The sequence below is a fragment of the Streptomyces sp. NPDC047042 genome, from assembly GCF_040644035.1.
Classification (GTDB): domain Bacteria; phylum Actinomycetota; class Actinomycetes; order Streptomycetales; family Streptomycetaceae; genus Streptomyces.
On record NZ_JBEYVP010000012.1, the window covers coordinates 132,586 to 147,393 of the forward strand.

14 protein-coding genes are annotated in these 14,808 nt (G+C 66.1%); 4 read left to right on the top strand and 10 right to left on the bottom strand.

Annotation, left to right across the window (positions count from 1 at the left end; all coding sequences use genetic code 11):
* Positions 1 to 27: 27 nt before the first annotated feature.
* The 9 genes from ABZ855_RS16240 to ABZ855_RS16280 form a co-directional block, all read right to left on the bottom strand.
* Entirely contained in the window at positions 28 to 354 is a 327-nt protein-coding gene (locus ABZ855_RS16240; protein WP_360807158.1) for a putative quinol monooxygenase, read from the bottom strand.
* Positions 355 to 443: 89 nt separating this feature from the next.
* Entirely contained in the window at positions 444 to 1,199 is a 756-nt protein-coding gene (locus ABZ855_RS16245) for an SDR family oxidoreductase (protein WP_360807160.1), read from the bottom strand.
* Positions 1,196 to 2,323: an alcohol dehydrogenase catalytic domain-containing protein gene (locus ABZ855_RS16250; protein WP_360807162.1), complete on the bottom strand. Its 1,128-nt coding sequence runs from the start codon at positions 2,321 to 2,323 to the stop codon at positions 1,196 to 1,198. Before ABZ855_RS16250 ends, ABZ855_RS16245 begins: the two co-directional genes overlap by 4 nt.
* 381 nt (positions 2,324 to 2,704) lie before the next feature.
* The gene (locus ABZ855_RS16255) at positions 2,705 to 3,460 is read right to left on the bottom strand and encodes an SDR family oxidoreductase (protein WP_360807164.1); all 756 of its coding nucleotides are present in this window, start codon (positions 3,458 to 3,460) and stop codon (positions 2,705 to 2,707) included.
* Positions 3,461 to 3,635: 175 nt separating this feature from the next.
* On the bottom strand, positions 3,636 to 4,544 hold the full coding sequence (locus ABZ855_RS16260) for an alpha/beta hydrolase (protein WP_360807166.1): 909 nt from the start codon (positions 4,542 to 4,544) through the stop codon (positions 3,636 to 3,638).
* A complete protein-coding gene (locus tag ABZ855_RS16265; protein ID WP_360807168.1) occupies positions 4,528 to 4,932 on the bottom strand; it encodes a hypothetical protein in 405 nt (134 codons plus the stop codon). Before ABZ855_RS16265 ends, ABZ855_RS16260 begins: the two co-directional genes overlap by 17 nt.
* Positions 4,932 to 5,756, bottom strand: a complete 825-nt coding sequence (locus ABZ855_RS16270; RefSeq protein ID WP_360807170.1) for an N-acyl homoserine lactonase family protein — start codon at positions 5,754 to 5,756, stop codon at positions 4,932 to 4,934. Before ABZ855_RS16270 ends, ABZ855_RS16265 begins: the two co-directional genes overlap by 1 nt.
* Before the next feature lie 597 nt (positions 5,757 to 6,353).
* Positions 6,354 to 7,058 carry a GntR family transcriptional regulator gene (locus ABZ855_RS16275; RefSeq protein WP_360807172.1) on the bottom strand — a complete coding sequence of 235 codons (705 nt, stop codon included), beginning with the start codon at positions 7,056 to 7,058 and terminating at the stop codon, positions 6,354 to 6,356.
* A 150-nt stretch (positions 7,059 to 7,208) separates the two neighbouring features.
* Positions 7,209 to 7,628, bottom strand: coding sequence for a carboxymuconolactone decarboxylase family protein (locus tag ABZ855_RS16280; RefSeq protein WP_360807174.1), 420 nt, complete (start codon positions 7,626 to 7,628; stop codon positions 7,209 to 7,211).
* A 1,032-nt stretch (positions 7,629 to 8,660) separates the two neighbouring features.
* Between ABZ855_RS16280 and ABZ855_RS16285 the strand changes: the two genes are divergently transcribed.
* The 4 genes from ABZ855_RS16285 to ABZ855_RS16300 all read left to right on the top strand — a co-directional run bounded on the left by ABZ855_RS16285 (position 8,661) and on the right by ABZ855_RS16300 (position 13,598).
* Complete coding sequence (locus ABZ855_RS16285; protein ID WP_360807176.1) at positions 8,661 to 9,893, top strand: substrate-binding domain-containing protein; 1,233 nt, start codon at positions 8,661 to 8,663, stop codon at positions 9,891 to 9,893.
* Between the two features lie 74 nt (positions 9,894 to 9,967).
* Positions 9,968 to 11,539: a sugar ABC transporter ATP-binding protein gene (locus tag ABZ855_RS16290; RefSeq protein ID WP_360807178.1), complete on the top strand. Its 1,572-nt coding sequence runs from the start codon at positions 9,968 to 9,970 to the stop codon at positions 11,537 to 11,539.
* Positions 11,540 to 11,601: 62 nt separating this feature from the next.
* Positions 11,602 to 12,552, top strand: coding sequence for an ABC transporter permease (locus tag ABZ855_RS16295; protein WP_360807180.1), 951 nt, complete (start codon positions 11,602 to 11,604; stop codon positions 12,550 to 12,552).
* Complete coding sequence (locus tag ABZ855_RS16300) at positions 12,549 to 13,598, top strand: ABC transporter permease (RefSeq protein ID WP_360807182.1); 1,050 nt, start codon at positions 12,549 to 12,551, stop codon at positions 13,596 to 13,598. Before ABZ855_RS16295 ends, ABZ855_RS16300 begins: the two co-directional genes overlap by 4 nt.
* A gap of 87 nt (positions 13,599 to 13,685) precedes the next feature.
* Here the strand turns inward: ABZ855_RS16300 and ABZ855_RS16305 are convergent, their stop codons facing one another.
* Positions 13,686 to 14,582 (bottom strand): LysR family transcriptional regulator, encoded by an 897-nt coding sequence (locus tag ABZ855_RS16305; protein WP_360807184.1) that lies wholly within the window; start codon positions 14,580 to 14,582, stop codon positions 13,686 to 13,688.
* Positions 14,583 to 14,808: the final 226 nt, after the last annotated feature.

Here is a 14,808-nt window from a genome sequence, read left to right on the forward strand (position 1 = left end):
TTCGCGCTGTGCGGGTGGCCGCGCCGGTCACGGGCGTTCTCCCGTTCCCTCGTAGACCCGTACGGTGCGGGCTGCGAGCCGCGGAATGATCTCGGTCTTGCCAATGGTCTCGAAGTGATCGGTCTTCAGGTGGGCGTCGAAGCCGGCGGCGTCCACGTACCGCTCCAGGACGACGACGTGGGCCGGATCTTCCGCGTCGCGGAAGAACTCGTAGCTGATGTTGGCCGGTTCGGTCCGGCTTGCCGCGGCGAGGCGTGCGAGGTGGCCGAGCACCACTTCCTCGGTGCCTTCCCGCAGCCGGTAGTCGGCGATGACCTGGAATCGTGCGACCTGTTGGGCGTCGTTGCCCATCATGGCGTTCTCCCCTTGCAGTCTTCTGTGCTTGTTGTCCGTGCGATCAGGGCGCCTGCCGAGCCCGGACGGTTCGACGGGCACGGTCGAGGTCAGCGGCCCCAGATGGAGGTACCGCCGTCGACGGTGAGCACGCTGCCCACCACGAACCCGGACTCTTCGGACGCCAACCAGACGATGGCGTCCGCGATCTCCTCGGGCTCCGCCATCCGGCCGACAGGAGCACGGCCGTCGAGCGAGGCCCGCAGGCTCTCCGGGTCCGGCGACTCGGCGAGCATCCTGGCGAAGTAAGGCGAGTTGACGGTGCCGGGCGCCACGGCGTTCACCCGAATGCCCTGGCCGATGTGGTCCACCGCCATGGCCCGGGTCAGGGACGCGATGGCCCCCTTCGACGCCACGTAGGCCGCGCGGTCGGCGATGCCCTGGGCCGCCGTGTACGAGGCGACGTTGACGATGCGGCCGCCGGTCTTGGCGAGCTCAGGGATGGCGTACTTCGAGCAGAGGAAGACACCCTTGGCGTTGACCGCCATCACACGGTCCCAGTCGGCTTCCTCGATGGTCTCGACGGTGCCCCGGAACCCGAAGCCGGCATTGTTGACCAGGACGTCGATCCTGCCGAAAGACTGCACCACGGTGCTGATCAGCGCCGCGACCCGGGCACTGTCGCTGACGTCCACAGACACCGCCTTGCCGGGCGTCTTCAGCTCGGCGACGGTGCGGGCGGCCGCGCCCTCGTCGACGTCGGCTGCGACGACCGTCCAGCCGCGCTCGGCGAACCGCAGCGCGGTCGCGCGACCGATGCCGCTGCCCGCACCGGTGACGATGACGACCTGCCCTTGTCCACTCATGCCGGCTCCTGCTCGTTCGCGAGATCGATGATCTGGCGCAGGACCGATCCCGCGTGGAGGTCGTCCATCGCCTTGTTGATGTCAGCGAGGGCTATGTGGCCCGTGATCAGCTTGTCCAGTGGCAACCGGCCTTCGAGGTACAGGGCGGCATAGCGCCTGATGTCCTCGGCGGGGTCGCCGGAACCGAGGTACGAGCCGATCAGTGAGCGCGCCTCGGTGACGAGGGAGAGCGGCGAGATGGTCAGCTGCGTCGAGGGGTGCGGCAGGCCGACCGTGACGGTCCGACCGCCCGGACGCGTCAGAGCGATCGCCGTCTCCAGCGCACGTAGGTTGCCGGTGCACTCGACGACGAGGTCGTAGCGCGCGTCGGCGGCGACCGCGTCCTGCGGGGTGAGCGAGCGCGTCGCACCGAAGCCCCCGGCCCGGGTGAGCTTTCCGGGCAGGACATCGACCGCGAGGACCGCTGACGGCTCGGCGCTGGCGGCGATCATCATGGCGGCGAATCCGACACCGCCCAGACCGACCACCGCGACCGACTCCCCGGGCTTCAGTCCTCCGGCGTTGAGCACGGCGCCGCCGCCGGTCAGCACCGCGCATCCGAGCACGGCGGCGACGTCGGCCGGCACCTCGGGCGGAACGACCACGAGCGAGGCGATGTCGACGATGGCGCGGGTCGCGAACGACGACACGCCGCCGTGATGGTCGATGTGCCCGCCGCGCCGGCGCAGCCGTCGCCCGCCGCCCAGCATTTCACCGCGCGCGTTGGCGGCGCTCCCGCGCGAGCACAGGGCCCATCCGGGGCTGGTGCACGCCTCGCAGGTGCCGCAGATCGGGAGGAAGGTCATGACGACGCGGTCACCAACCGCGACACCGTCGGTGTCGGGCCCGCAGCGCACGACGGTGCCGCTGCCCTCGTGGCCGAGCAGCATCGGCACGACGACCTCACGGTTGCCGTTGACGCGGGAGAGGTCCGAGTGGCAGACGCCCGCCGCCTCCATGCGGACCTCGACCTCGCCCGGTCCGGGGTCGTCGAGTTCGAGCACGTCCACCGTGATCGGGGTCGACTTCGACCACGGCTCGGCGTCACCCACCCGTTCGAGGACTGCGCCTCTGATCCGTGTCATTGGGGACCATCTCCCTTCACCTTCGTGCTGTACATGTCGGTTTCGCGGACAGATGTGCCGAGGGCTTCACCGGGCGCATCCGCTGCCTCTCCGTGATGCGTCCTTCTGCGGCGTCAAGGCCGGACGACGGCTCTTGGGTCACGGGGGTCAGGGGCAGGCGCCGCTTCAAACAGAGTCGGCGGGCCAGCCGGAGGCTCTGGATCAGTTTCCGAAAACCCGACAGCCATATGACCGTAATACCGTAATCGGCAATGTCAAGGGACCGGGACGGATCCCGTCAGGATCGACATCGAGCGAGGCCGGCGTGGGACTGCGCGGCCGCCCACCTGGGCATCCTGATGGCCGTTGACTGACACCCTCACGCCCTGTGGGCAAGGGGGGTCAGCGACCCCAAATGGACGTGCCGCCGTCGACGGTGAGCACGGTGCCGACGGCGAAGCGCGACTCGGAGCCGGCCAGCCAGGCGATGGCATCGGCGATCTCCTCCGGCTCGGCCATGCGGCCGATCGGCGCGCGACCGTCGAGTGAGGCTCGCAGCTTCTCCGGGTTGTCGGACTCGGCGAGCATCCTGGAGAAGTACGGGGAGTTCACGGTCCCCGGTGCGACCGCGTTGACGCGGACGCCCTGGCCGATGTGGTCGACGGCCATGGCCCTGGTCAGTGCCGCGATCGCGCCCTTGGAGGCGACATAGGCGGCACGGTCGGGGATGCCGACCTGGGCGGTGTAGGAGGTGACGTTCACGATGGCGCCGGAGGTCTTGACCAGTTCAGGAAGTGCGAACTTTGAGCAGAGGAAGACGCTCTTGGTATTGACGGCCATCAGTCGATCCCAGTCGGCTTCGGAGATCGTCTCCACCGTGCCGCGGAAGCCGTACCCGGCGTTGTTGACCAGGATGTCGAGCCGCCCGAACGCCTCGACCGTCGCGGCGACCATCTTCTGCACGTCAGCGGAACTGCTGACGTCGGTGCAGGTTGCCACTGCCCGCTTTCCGGCCAGGCCCGCCGTTTCCTCTGCTGCCGCCAGGTTCTTGTCCGCGGCAGTCAGCGAGGCGCCGAGTGCGGCCAGCCTCAGTGCCGTCGCCCGGCCGATGCCGCTGCCGGCGCCGGTGACGATCGCGGTCTTCCCGTGGAAATCCATGGATGCTCCTCAGTCAAAGGTGTTGATGTGGCCCAGGGCGCGGCCTTCGTGGAGTCCGTCCATGGCCCCCGCTGCTTGTGTCGTACCGCCGAATGTCCTCGGCAGGGGAGCCCACGGAGAGCCGATCGCGCATGGGTGACCAAGGCCAGTGGGGCTGCCACACCGCATGTGTTGATCATGTTCCTGCTGCGGTCGCCGGGTTCTCGGGTGGCGCCGTAGCAGTGTCAGCTTCGCTGATCTCGTCGAGGGCCGGCAGGAGGTATTCGCGAAACAGCGCATAGTTCTCCGCCATCGGGAAATGCCCGATCCCTGCCATCCGCCCGCCACGGGCGCCGCTGATCCTGCTGATGGCTTCCTGGGTTTCGTCGGCCGTGCAGGCATGGTCGTACTCACCGGTGAACAGATAGACGGGGCACCGCTTCGTGTCGAACTCCCCTGTCTTCTCCGTCAGGTCCAGGTCCTCGGAGTAGAAGTAGGTGTCGCCCCGGTAGATGCCCGGGCCGCCCTGGCTGTAGATCCACCACACCTCACGGCGCCATTCCTCCGGACTCGACGGGGCCATCAGGCTGTAGGTCCAACTCGGCACGGACTGCTGGGCGTTGACGTCCGGGCGCAGCGACCAGTCCTGGAACCGACCGTGCACCTTGAGTGCACCGGAGAGGCCGATGACGGCACGCCAGCGGTCCGGGGTGCGCCGGGCGAGTTCCAGCACGATCGATCCGGCCATCGAGCACCCAAGGACGATTGGGGAGCGCAGTTCGAGCGCGTCGGCGAAAGCATGGATGATCTGCAGGTAGGAGTCCGTCGTCAGCAAGTACTCCTCGCGCCACCAGCCGTCGGGAGGCAGGGAGCGGCCGTGCCACGGAAGGTCGAAGGCGATCACGCGATAGCGTGAGGTCAGCTCTCGGTCATTGATCATCTGCCGGAACTGCCGCGAGTCGGCGCCGGCCGTGTGCAGGCACAGCAGCACCGGGCCTGAACCCGCTTCTTCGAAGTAGATGCGGTAGCGCACACCGCCTGCAGTGAGATGGACGTAACGTCCGACCGTCTCTTCCAGGACGACCGGTTCACTGGATTTCGACATTCTTCCCCAATTCCACCAGGCGCGTAATGACCCGCAAATTACGAATGAGTGTGAGCCGACCTTTGCGTAGTTCGATTCCCTGAGAATGCTTGAGCAGGGCCAGGAGATCGTGCCGGAGCGGCTGGGGTGGGCCGTGGAACAGCTCGGTCCACGTGCGGAGATCCGCGCACAGGGTTACGGTTTCTCCGTCAGATTCTTCACTGTCGCCGAGGGCCAGTGTTCCCGCTCGATAGGTCAGCTTGATTTCTCGACCGTCACTCACGACAAGCTCGATCAGGAAATTGCTGAACCTACCCGTGTGGCACAACTCGGGGTCTGCCCAAGCGTGTTCGATCCATCGCCCGATCCATGATTCATCGGGAAAACTCCCGGTGCCCGATGCGGTCACTATTCCTCCTTGGATCCGATAACGGCGGCGTGTTCCCCCAGATCGCCCCGTTGAGGGCGGAATCGCTGGAGTGTCGAGGCGTCGTGGCCCGTCACCAGGTGGCGCACTCCGGACGCCTGCAGGTCACGGACGGTCTGGAGTCCGCTGTACGTGTCGAGAAGGCTGGTCAGCGAGACGAAGGGCATGTCTCGCTCCACCTCCTCGTAGAAGTGCACCGCGTCGGACGCGAGCAGTGTCGATCCCTCTGAGGTCTCCACCAGTACAGCCAACTGACCTGGGGTGTGCCCGCTGATTTCCAAGAGGATGATCCCGGGCGCGGGCGAGTATCCGTTCTCCACGAAGATCATGCGGCCCGTTTTCTCGGCAGCAACGAGTTGATCGATCTCCGCGGCTTCGGTGAATTGCCGGAGAAGGGTCTTGTCGGAGATCTCGGAGGTCCAGAAGTCGTATTCGCGCCGGGATATGAAGACGGTGCTGTTCGACAGGGAGCCGAGATTGCCGATGTGATCGTAGTGTGCATGGGTGACGATGACGTCGTTCTGGGCCTCCGGGTCAATACCCAGGGACCGCATCGCTGTCACGGGGTCCACACACGTCGTGCGTTGCCTCTTTCGGCCCGCCTCGCTACTGAAGCCGGTGTCCACGATGAATGTCCGGTTGGAGCCACGGACCACCCAGAAAAAGTAATCGACAGTCATAGGCCCGTCGGAGAGGCCGTAGAACTGGTAATTGAGGAAGACATCGCTGCGCAGGGTTTCTCTGGTGCCATAGCGAACAATGGTCACCTCGTAGAGGTCTTCGGGAACAGCCTGTTTGTTGCTCATCTTTTCTCCGTGAGGTCGCGTCAACCCAGAGTGCTGGGCCGCCGCAGCGGCCGCCTGCCGGGGACTCCTCGAGAGGCGTAGAACGCCGGTGGCGCTTCGGACGCACAGTGAACCGAGCAGAGCCACCGGAGGAGTCGAGCGAGGGAGAACAGCCGGCCCGCGGTCGTCGCGAAGAACGTGACGAACGCGAAGTCGGACTACCCCGTCAAACTGCCGACACCGACCGCGACGGTGGTCCTGGCCCCATGTCCGGCAAGCGGCAGCCAAGGACCTGTCGGCACTGTTGTGTCCGCTGTGGCCACGGGAATGTCGATGCCTTTCGGATGGAGCCAGCCGGCTACGGACGGCCTCATCGGGGCGGGGTGACTGCGTCCATCCTCTCACCAGCCTTGGATGAGATGACGATATTACGGTATGACGCTATGAGCAAGGATTACTTCTGCTGCCCTGGGGGGTGTACAACCGGCGGTGGCCTCAGGGAGGTGGCGCGCGCAGGGCGCCCGGCTCCTGCCCGTCGGGCGTTGCTGGGCCGACGAGACGTGTGATGCGCAGAATGCGCTGTAGATGGTCAGGGCGTGGCGAGGCCGGCCTTTGTGATCAGGCCTCGGCGGCCCGCCTGGCTTCGCGTGCGGAGCGCATGGCGGTGGCGGCCGCTCCCACGTGCTCCAGGCAACGGATCCGGGCCAGTTCGGGGTCTCGGCGCACGACGGTGGCTTCTACGATGCCCTCCAGTTCCCGCAGTGTGTGGGGGAGGCGGCCCTCGGCCTGCAGCGACAGCGAGCGCAGCATGCGGATCTGGGTGTGGATGTTGCGCAGGGCCGTACCGATGACGCCGTTGCCCGACCCTTCGATCAGGGCGTCGTAGAAGCTGTCCTTCACCTCCAGCAACCTGGCAAGCGAGCCGTCGGCGAGCGCCGTACGCACCTGATCCAAAGCACGTAGGAGCTGTTCCCGCTGGGCGGGCGTGGCTCGCTCGGCGAACAGCTGGCCGGCCAGGCCCTCAAGTGCCCCGCGCACCTCGTACAGCGAGTCTGCCTCCTGGTCGGAGAGCACCCGCACTACAGGACCCCGGTTCGCCACGATGTCGACCAAACCCTCGGCCTCGAGATGCCGAAGGGCCTCACGGATCACCGTCCGGCTCACGCCGTAGCGCGCACACAGGACTTTCTCCACCAGCCGCTCACCTGGTTGGAACTGCTCCCCGGAGATCGCGTCGCGAAGCCGTTCGATCACCTGCTGACGCAAAGGGGCAGCCATCCTGGGAACGGCATCGACGGTCGAATCTGCAGCCTCAGTCGTCATGTTCCTGATAATACGGTAACACCCGATGTACTAGTCGAGGAGGGCGAGGGCATGGCGGCATTCCGGGTGGCCGCGGGGGTCCCAGTTGCTGACGGAGCCGCGCCTTGGTCCCGGAGCGATGAGGGGGGGACCAAGACACGGAAGACGAGGTCAGTTGGAGCCGGAACCGCCCTCGTGCACCGTGACGGTGGGCTCCAGACCATCGGCCCCCACTACCTCGCGCCATGCGTCGAAGCCTGTCTGGAAGGCGACGATGCCGGCCTCCGGCAGGGCGATCTCGATGGCTTCGAGGATCTCCCCCGGACTCAGCCCGAGGTCCAGGGCGACGCGGATGTGGGTCTGGATGTGACCCTTCGAGGCCCGCATCACGGTGAGGCTGACGATGAAGATGAGTTCCTTGGTCGCACGGTCCAGCTTCCGCTGCTTGAGATAGGCGCTGGACACCAGGTTGTTGGCCGCGGTCAGGACGTCGAAGTCCTGCTTGGCCATCACCTTGTGGTAGTCCAGCACGTAACCGCGCGCGCGAGCCATGTCGTCGATGTATGCCTGAGCCTCGGCCTCGGTGGCCATGCGGCTCTCCTTTCGTTGTACGGATGGATGTTGCCGATGTGGTGCGGGCGGCTCCTACGCTCAGCGCAGCTTGGCGCCGACCGTGCGTTCCACGCACGGGTAGGTGGGCGACGCGACGCAGGGACGCAGCCCTGGCCGCTTCGCCCGCGCCCGCAGGTTTGGGCGCTCAAATGGATTCGACACGGAGTGGTCCGCCCATGCGATGTTGCCCGCCGTGAGCACGCGGCATTGATGCTCGCTCCGAGACGGGAACCGGCCCGCAACGCGGGTCTGCCCATCCGCCATGTGCTGGGTCTCCTCGCGAAGCGGGCGGCAGGCTAACGGGCGACTCTTGGAGCGCCTGAGCTCGTGGCCTTGGCTGTGTACGTGGGGCGGCGACCCGTCATCCGGAGGGAATGGGTCGCCCCCGGCCGAAACAGTATTACGGTAATACGAGTCGGGCAAGTATGTGACTCACCGTTGCGCGAGCGGCAGATGCCGGGCGCCGGCTTGGTAGAGCCAGGCAGGGGGCGATCCGCCAGGCTTGGGCCCGACTCCCCCTGCGAAGCCGCTGTTTGCGTGCGCCCTTGCGAGCGAGGAGCCCCAGCTGAAGACGAGCGAGGCCCAGGTCATCGTGGATGTTCTCCCCGGTAGGACCGCAATCGATCAGAGGGTGTTGGGGTACGGAGTGTCGAGGATCTTTGCCCACCCTCTTGTCTGCGCATGTCGACGGTATTACTGTCTGCTCGCCGCAGTGCATCGGGCGGTGCGACGATCAGGCGCGGCAGATCGGCCGCGAAGGACATCGGCGTCGAGCTTCCGGCGAACCACCGGCATGCCGGCCCGGCGGGCCCATCCGACCTAGCCGCATTTCCCTCTATCTCCTTCCGGGACAACCAGATCGCACCGGATGAAAAATGTCTCACTATCACTGAGGGAACGGGCGCTCAGCGATAGCTGAATGGATCCGACGGCGAGGATCACGGTTATTTTCGCCAGGCCTCAAGACGGATACAGCGCGGGTTACGCATGCGGCAGATGCAAGCCCCTCCGATGAAGGAACTCACCTTGTTGAAACGAACCCAACTTGCCCTGCTTGCGGTCCTCGCCGCACTGGTCCTGGCAGTCGCCGGATGCGCCGGATCGAACGGAGCAGAATCCGGCACACAGAAGTCATCACAGCAGGGGCTGAAATCGCTGCCGAGCGACATAAGAGCGGCTTACACGGACTTTGACGGGCCGACCGGCTCATCGCCCTTCGCGAACTTCAAGCCGAAACAGAGCCCACCGTGGACCATCGGATACGCCAGCTCGTACGCCGGCAACACATGGCGATCCGGGTCGCTCAACCAGCTGCAGAAGGTCCTCGTCCCCGCCTACAAGAAGGCCGGGCTGGTGGACAAGCTGATCGTGACCCAGTCCAACCTGAATGACTCGACGCAAATCCAGCAGATACATCAGCTGGTCAACCAGGGCGCCGACATCATTCTGCTGTGCTGCTCGTCCGCCGCCATCAACCCTGCCGTCACCTACGCCCAGGCTCGCGGCGTTCCCGTCGTGACGTTCTCGGGATTCACGTCGGCCGAGGGATCGGTGAACGTGTACGGCAACTACGTCCAGGGCGGTGCCGCCATGGCCGACTTCGTGGCCAAGCAGATGGGTGGCAAGGGCAACATGCTCTATGTCAACGGCATTCCCGGAGCCGCGTCCAGTGACAGCGTCGACAGGGGCGTCAAGGCTGCCCTGAAAAAGTATCCGAACATCAAGCTGGTCGGAACCGTGGCCGGACAGTGGACCGATCAGATCGCGAAGACCGAGGTCCTGAAATTCCTCTCTACCCACCCGGAGCACATCGACGGCATCGTCACCCAGTCCGCTCAGGAGATCGGCGTGATGCAGGCCGTGCTCGAATCAGGGCGCAAGCTGCCCCCGATGACCATCGGCGGTGAGAAGGGCGCCGCCTGCTACTGGACGAAGCACCCGGAGTGGAAGACCCGGCTGTTCAACGTGTGGCCGCCCGGAAGCGAGGCGACCGGTGCCATGAGCATCATGGTCCGCATCCTCCAGGGGCAGGGTCCCAAGATCCAGTCGATCACCCGGAAGCTCACCGAGTACGGCATCGACGACATCCGCAAGATCACGCCGAGTGGCTGTGACGTGAACGACGCGACCTGGATCGAGCCCGCGGAATGGTTCTCGGAGAAGTATCTCGACACCTTCTTCCTGCGGCCCAAGGCACCGCTCGGCAAGGACGTGGCAGTCCCGGGCAGCGGGAGCACGGGATGACACGTACTACGCGCCGGAACCGGAGGGAGGACACCTTGACGGCTGAGGTCACTTCCGGTCCGCGGGACGCGAGCGTGACCGCACGGGACGACATCGCGGACGATGTGCTCTGCGTGCGTGACGTGCACAAAGCGTTCGGTGACACCAAGGCGCTGCAGGGCTGTTCGTTCACCGCCCGGCGCGGCGAGGTCCACGCGATCGTGGGGGAGAACGGCAGCGGCAAGAGCACGCTCGCCAAGATTATTTCGGGTGTCTTCCCCGCAGACTCGGGGACCGTCGAACTGCGGGGCGGCACGCCCGGCAGCCCCGCGCATGCGCGAAGCCTCGGTGTGGCCACCGTCTTCCAGGAGGTCCTCCTGGCGGAAGGCATGACCGTGTTCGACAACCTCTTCATCGGCGCGGAGGCACCCCGGACCCGGAAGGGGCCCAGGGCCGAGCAACTTGGCCGCGCCGCAGAGGTGTTCACCGGGCTGCTCGGTGAACCACTCGACCTGTACGGCCTCGTTGACGACCTTCCGTTGAGCAAGCGCCAGTGGGTCACCATCGCACGGGCTCTGCTCAGCGAGCCGCGTGTTCTCATCCTCGACGAATCCACGGCCGCCCTGGACCACTCCGGAGCAGAGCGGCTGTATGAGGCGGCGGTCCGCCTCAAGGCCGCAGGGATGTGCGTGCTCATCGTGACGCACCGGATCGAGGAACTGACGAGGTTCGCCGATCGGGCCACAGTCCTGCGCAACGGGGTGGATGTCGGCACGCTCGAGGGCGCGCAGATCACCGAGAACCGTCTCCTGGAGATGATGACTGGCGATGCCGCCAACTTCGGCGAGGGGGCGGCGACCGCCGCACATTCGCCGCCCGTGCTCCCTGGAGAGCGTGCCCCCGTGGTACGTGCGACCGGTGTACGCCTCCGCCATGGTGCGACGCCGTTCGAACTGGACGTGGCCGAAGGCGAGATAGTCGGCGTCATAGGCCTGGACGGCCAGGGACAGGCCGGGTTGATCCAGGCAGTGGCCGGCATCCGGCCCGCGGCCGAAGGCACGATCACTGTCGCCGACAGGCAGGGAAACGAGCTGCGGATCTCCAGGCAGAAGGACGCGGTGAACGCAGGCGTCGCCTACATCCCCGGTGACAGGAAGCTCGAAGGAACCTTCCCCAACCTATCGATCCTCGAGAACTTCGGTATGCCCCTGTTCCGCACCCAGCGGTCCGGAGGCGTGATTCGATTCGGAGCCGTGCAGAAGGCCTTCGAGGAGCAGCGGGCAGCGTTGTCGATCCGTCTGAACCGGCCCTCAGCGCCCATCGGCACCCTGAGTGGAGGCAACCAACAGAAAGTACTCATCGGCCGAGCACTCGCAGCCGATCCCGGGGTCATCCTGCTCAACGATCCCACCCGTGGGGTCGACATCTCCGCGAAGCACAGCCTCTACGACCTGCTGCGTCAGCTCTCCTCGCAGGGAAGCACCGTCCTGTTCCTCTCCTCGGAGATCGTGGAGTTCATCGGACTCTGCCATCGCGTCGCCGTGTTCCGCGACGACTCGCTGTTCACGATGTTGGAGGGCGAACAGATCACTGTGGACGGCGTACTCGCCGCCATGTTCGGCCAGGCAGACGGCAGTCCCGACGGGGACAGGGAGTTGCGATCATGACTGCGAAAAACAGTTCCCTCCTTCGTCGGCTCGCCGATCGCCATGGATATGCGGCTGTTCCCGTGAGCCTGCTGGTGTGTCTGCTGGCGCTCGCCGCGGTCCGCGGCCCCCACCTGTTCACCAGCGACGGAGCGGCGTATGCGATCGTCAGCGCCGCACCGCTCATCATGGCCACGATGGCCCTGACTCCTGTCGCCATGGCCGGCCGGGGAGGGGTGGACCTGGCGATCGGGCCGCTCGTGGGCTTCGTCAACGTGAGCCTGGTGTTCTGGCTGATCAAGTCCGGAGTGACCAGCCCCCTGCTCATCATCGCCTTCGCGATCGGGGTGTCGGTGCTCTTCGAGGTCGTCCAGGGCCTCCTCATCGCCGGTCTCAGACTGCAGCCGGTCATCGTGACGTTGAGCGGATTTCTGGTCCTGGCCGGTGTCAACCTGATGATCACCGACAAGCCCGACGGCATGGCGCCCGCCTGGCTGACCGCCTGGGGTGCCCCGACGTCGGTGTTCTCCCCTGTAACGGGTGTCCTCGTGGCAGGTTTCGTCGTGTGGACGCTGATCGCGCGGACCTCTTTCTTTCACAACCTGCGGGTTATGGGGTTCAACGAGCGCACCGCGTTCGCAAGCGGCGTACCACTCGTCCTCACGCGTGTCGGCGCGCACGCCATCGCCGGTGTCTACGCCGGTCTCGCCGGGGTGCTCTACACCTCGGTGATCGCCTCGGGCGATCCGGCGTTCGGTCAGCAGTACACGCTGATCGTCGTCACCGCGCTGCTGCTCGGCGGCATCAGCGTCGGCGGCGGACGCGGGGGCGCGCTGGGCGCGGTCGTCGGGGCGATCGATGTCTTCCTGATCAGTGATGCCCTGGCGACGTTCGACTTCGGGGCCGCTGCCAGCTTCGTGGTGCAACTGGTGTACGGCCTGATTCTGGTTCTCGCGTTGGCGGTCGGGACCGTCTTCACGAGGAGCGGTCTGCGAAGGCGACGTCGTCATGGCCGAGTGGAGGTGCACGCATGAGTGGGATGTCCGCGCGGAACGAAAACCCCGTTACCGGTGACGGCCACGTGCAGCCGCGCGCTACGCGTGCTGTTCTGCGCAAGTCGGTGCAGAACAGCAGCCTCATGGCCGGCGTTCTTGTGGTCGCCCTCGTCCTCACCGGCATGCTCGCCGTGGACGGCTTCGGGTCGGGCACGAACCTCAAAACCATGCTGGTGTTCGGCGCCTTCCTGGGCATCGTGTCCATAGGCCAGACGCTGTGTGCACTCCTCGGCGAGCTCGATCTCTCGATCCCGTTCGTCGTCGGCGCCGCCAACATCGTGATGCTCTGGCTCCTCGGCCAGGGGCTGTCCTCGTGGTCCAGCGTGCTGATCGTCGTCGCACTGGCGCTCATGGTGGGCACGGTCACAGGCCTGATCAGTTACTTCCAGCCCGGAAGATCCCTGATCCTGAGCCTGGGCATGGGCTTCGCCGTGCTGGGAGGCGCGCAGATCGTCGTCAGTGTCGGTGCCGACCAGGCGGGGACCGTGTACGGCCGCGTTCCCAGATGGCTCACCGACGCCGGGTCCGCCAACGGCAGTTTCCTCGGGACCGGCGTCGGACTCACGGTGTGGCTGTGGGCCGCGCTGTCCGTCGTGGTCATCCTCGTCCTGCGCCGCACCTGGCCGGGGCGCGGGCTGTATGCCATGGGAGGCAATCGGACGGCTGCCGAGAGAGCCCTGGTGCCGCAACTCGGCATCTGGCTGGGCACCTTCGCCCTCAGCGCCGCGATGGCATCGGTCGTCGGCATCCTGCTGCTCGGGTTCAGCGGAGGCGCCTTCGCGGATGTCGGCCGCCCGTACCTGTTCACGACGGTCGCCGCGGTCGTCGTCGGTGGCACGTCGCTGCTTGGTGGCCGCGGCGGATACGGGGCCACGGTGCTGGGCGTCGCGGTCATGACCCTGTTGGGGACTGTTCTCGTGGGACTGGGGCTGTCCGCAGCGGCGCAGCAGGCGGTGCTCGGACTACTCATCGTGCCCATGGTCGCCCTGTACGGGCGCCAACCGCATCCCCGCACCCAGATATAAGGCAGTGCACCGAAGTGGTTCCCGCCATGCGCACAGCATGGCGGGAACCACTTCCGTGCTGTCCGGCGACAACGCGGGCGTCCAGGCTCAGGCGGCGAGGGGGGCCTGCTGCTCGGAGAGGTCGGCCAGGTGCGCCCTGACCTGCCGTACGAAGGCCCGCAGGTTCGCGGAGCGGGCGTCACGGCGCCAGGTGAGCCAGGTCTCCGCACGTCCCAGGTCACCCTCGATGGGGTGGCAGGTCACCCGGTTGCTTCCGGGCAGGGACTCGTAGAGGCAACGCGGCATCATGCAGATGCCGGCTCCCGCGGCCACGCACGCGAGCATGCTGTAGTAGGACGAGATTTCCACCATCCTTCCGGGTTTGATGCCGCTCTCCTCCAGCCAGTCCTCGAATCGCTGGCGGTAGGAGCAGACGGTGCCGAAGAGGAAGACAGTCGGGTTCGACTGTCGGAAATCGTCATCGATCGTCTTCACCGACTCGGGGGTGAGGATGACCAGATTCTCGGTGAACGCGTGCATTCCCGTGAGAACCGGGGAGGCGGGCGGGCCGTCGGTGAAGACGGCGCTCACCTGACCCTTGAGTACATGATCGAACAGCATGCCGGAGGCTCCGGCTTCCAGTTCGAGGTCAACTTCCGGATAGCTCAGATGGAACTCGGCCAGCAGCGAAGGGATCCGCACAGCAGAGGTGCTTTCGAGAGCGCCGATGCGGAATCGGCCGTGCGGCCGCTCACCGTTGGCCAGGGACTTCGCCTCGTCGGCGATGTCGATCAAACGCCGAGCGTATTCGAGGAACGCCTCCCCTTCGGCGGAGAGGGTGACCTGTCGCTTGTCACGCAGAAGCAGGTCCATACCCAGCTCCTTTTCCAGGTGCCGGATACGGGTGGAAACGTTGGAAGGGGCTCGTAGCAACCTCTCGGCAGCGGCGGTGATCCCGCCATGCTCGGCCACAGCCACGAACATCTCCAGCTGGGCGAATTCCATCGTTCTCTCTCGCTGAAGTTTAGGTTCTGAAACTGCTCGTTCACAGCAGCGTGACACTCTCCTAACCTTTTATCAAGCGGTCACCGGCCCTGAGAAGCGTGGGGCTCACCAGCCGCCCCGGACGGAATCGGTACCGCGCCGTGAATGCGGCGCTCACCTTTGACAGGCCGGCATGAGGACGCACACCGCCCCTCCGCCGCCGGCCCCATCAGACGCCCGCTCACTC

What these genes read in the sequence shown, in the direction of transcription:
- ABZ855_RS16240 (WP_360807158.1), bottom strand. Translation starts at nt 354, where the DNA reads ATGATGGGCAACGACGCCCAACAGGTCGCACGATTCCAGGTCATCGCC.
- ABZ855_RS16245 (WP_360807160.1), bottom strand. Translation starts at nt 1,199, where the DNA reads ATGAGTGGACAAGGGCAGGTCGTCATCGTCACCGGTGCGGGCAGCGGC.
- ABZ855_RS16250 (WP_360807162.1), bottom strand. Translation starts at nt 2,323, where the DNA reads ATGACACGGATCAGAGGCGCAGTCCTCGAACGGGTGGGTGACGCCGAG.
- ABZ855_RS16255 (WP_360807164.1), bottom strand. Translation starts at nt 3,460, where the DNA reads ATGGATTTCCACGGGAAGACCGCGATCGTCACCGGCGCCGGCAGCGGC.
- ABZ855_RS16260 (WP_360807166.1), bottom strand. Translation starts at nt 4,544, where the DNA reads ATGTCGAAATCCAGTGAACCGGTCGTCCTGGAAGAGACGGTCGGACGT.
- ABZ855_RS16270 (WP_360807170.1), bottom strand. Translation starts at nt 5,756, where the DNA reads ATGAGCAACAAACAGGCTGTTCCCGAAGACCTCTACGAGGTGACCATT.
- ABZ855_RS16275 (WP_360807172.1), bottom strand. Translation starts at nt 7,058, where the DNA reads ATGACGACTGAGGCTGCAGATTCGACCGTCGATGCCGTTCCCAGGATG.
- ABZ855_RS16280 (WP_360807174.1), bottom strand. Translation starts at nt 7,628, where the DNA reads ATGGCCACCGAGGCCGAGGCTCAGGCATACATCGACGACATGGCTCGC.
- ABZ855_RS16285 (WP_360807176.1), top strand. Translation starts at nt 8,661, where the DNA reads ATGAAGGAACTCACCTTGTTGAAACGAACCCAACTTGCCCTGCTTGCG.
- ABZ855_RS16300 (WP_360807182.1), top strand. Translation starts at nt 12,549, where the DNA reads ATGAGTGGGATGTCCGCGCGGAACGAAAACCCCGTTACCGGTGACGGC.
- ABZ855_RS16305 (WP_360807184.1), bottom strand. Translation starts at nt 14,582, where the DNA reads ATGGAATTCGCCCAGCTGGAGATGTTCGTGGCTGTGGCCGAGCATGGC.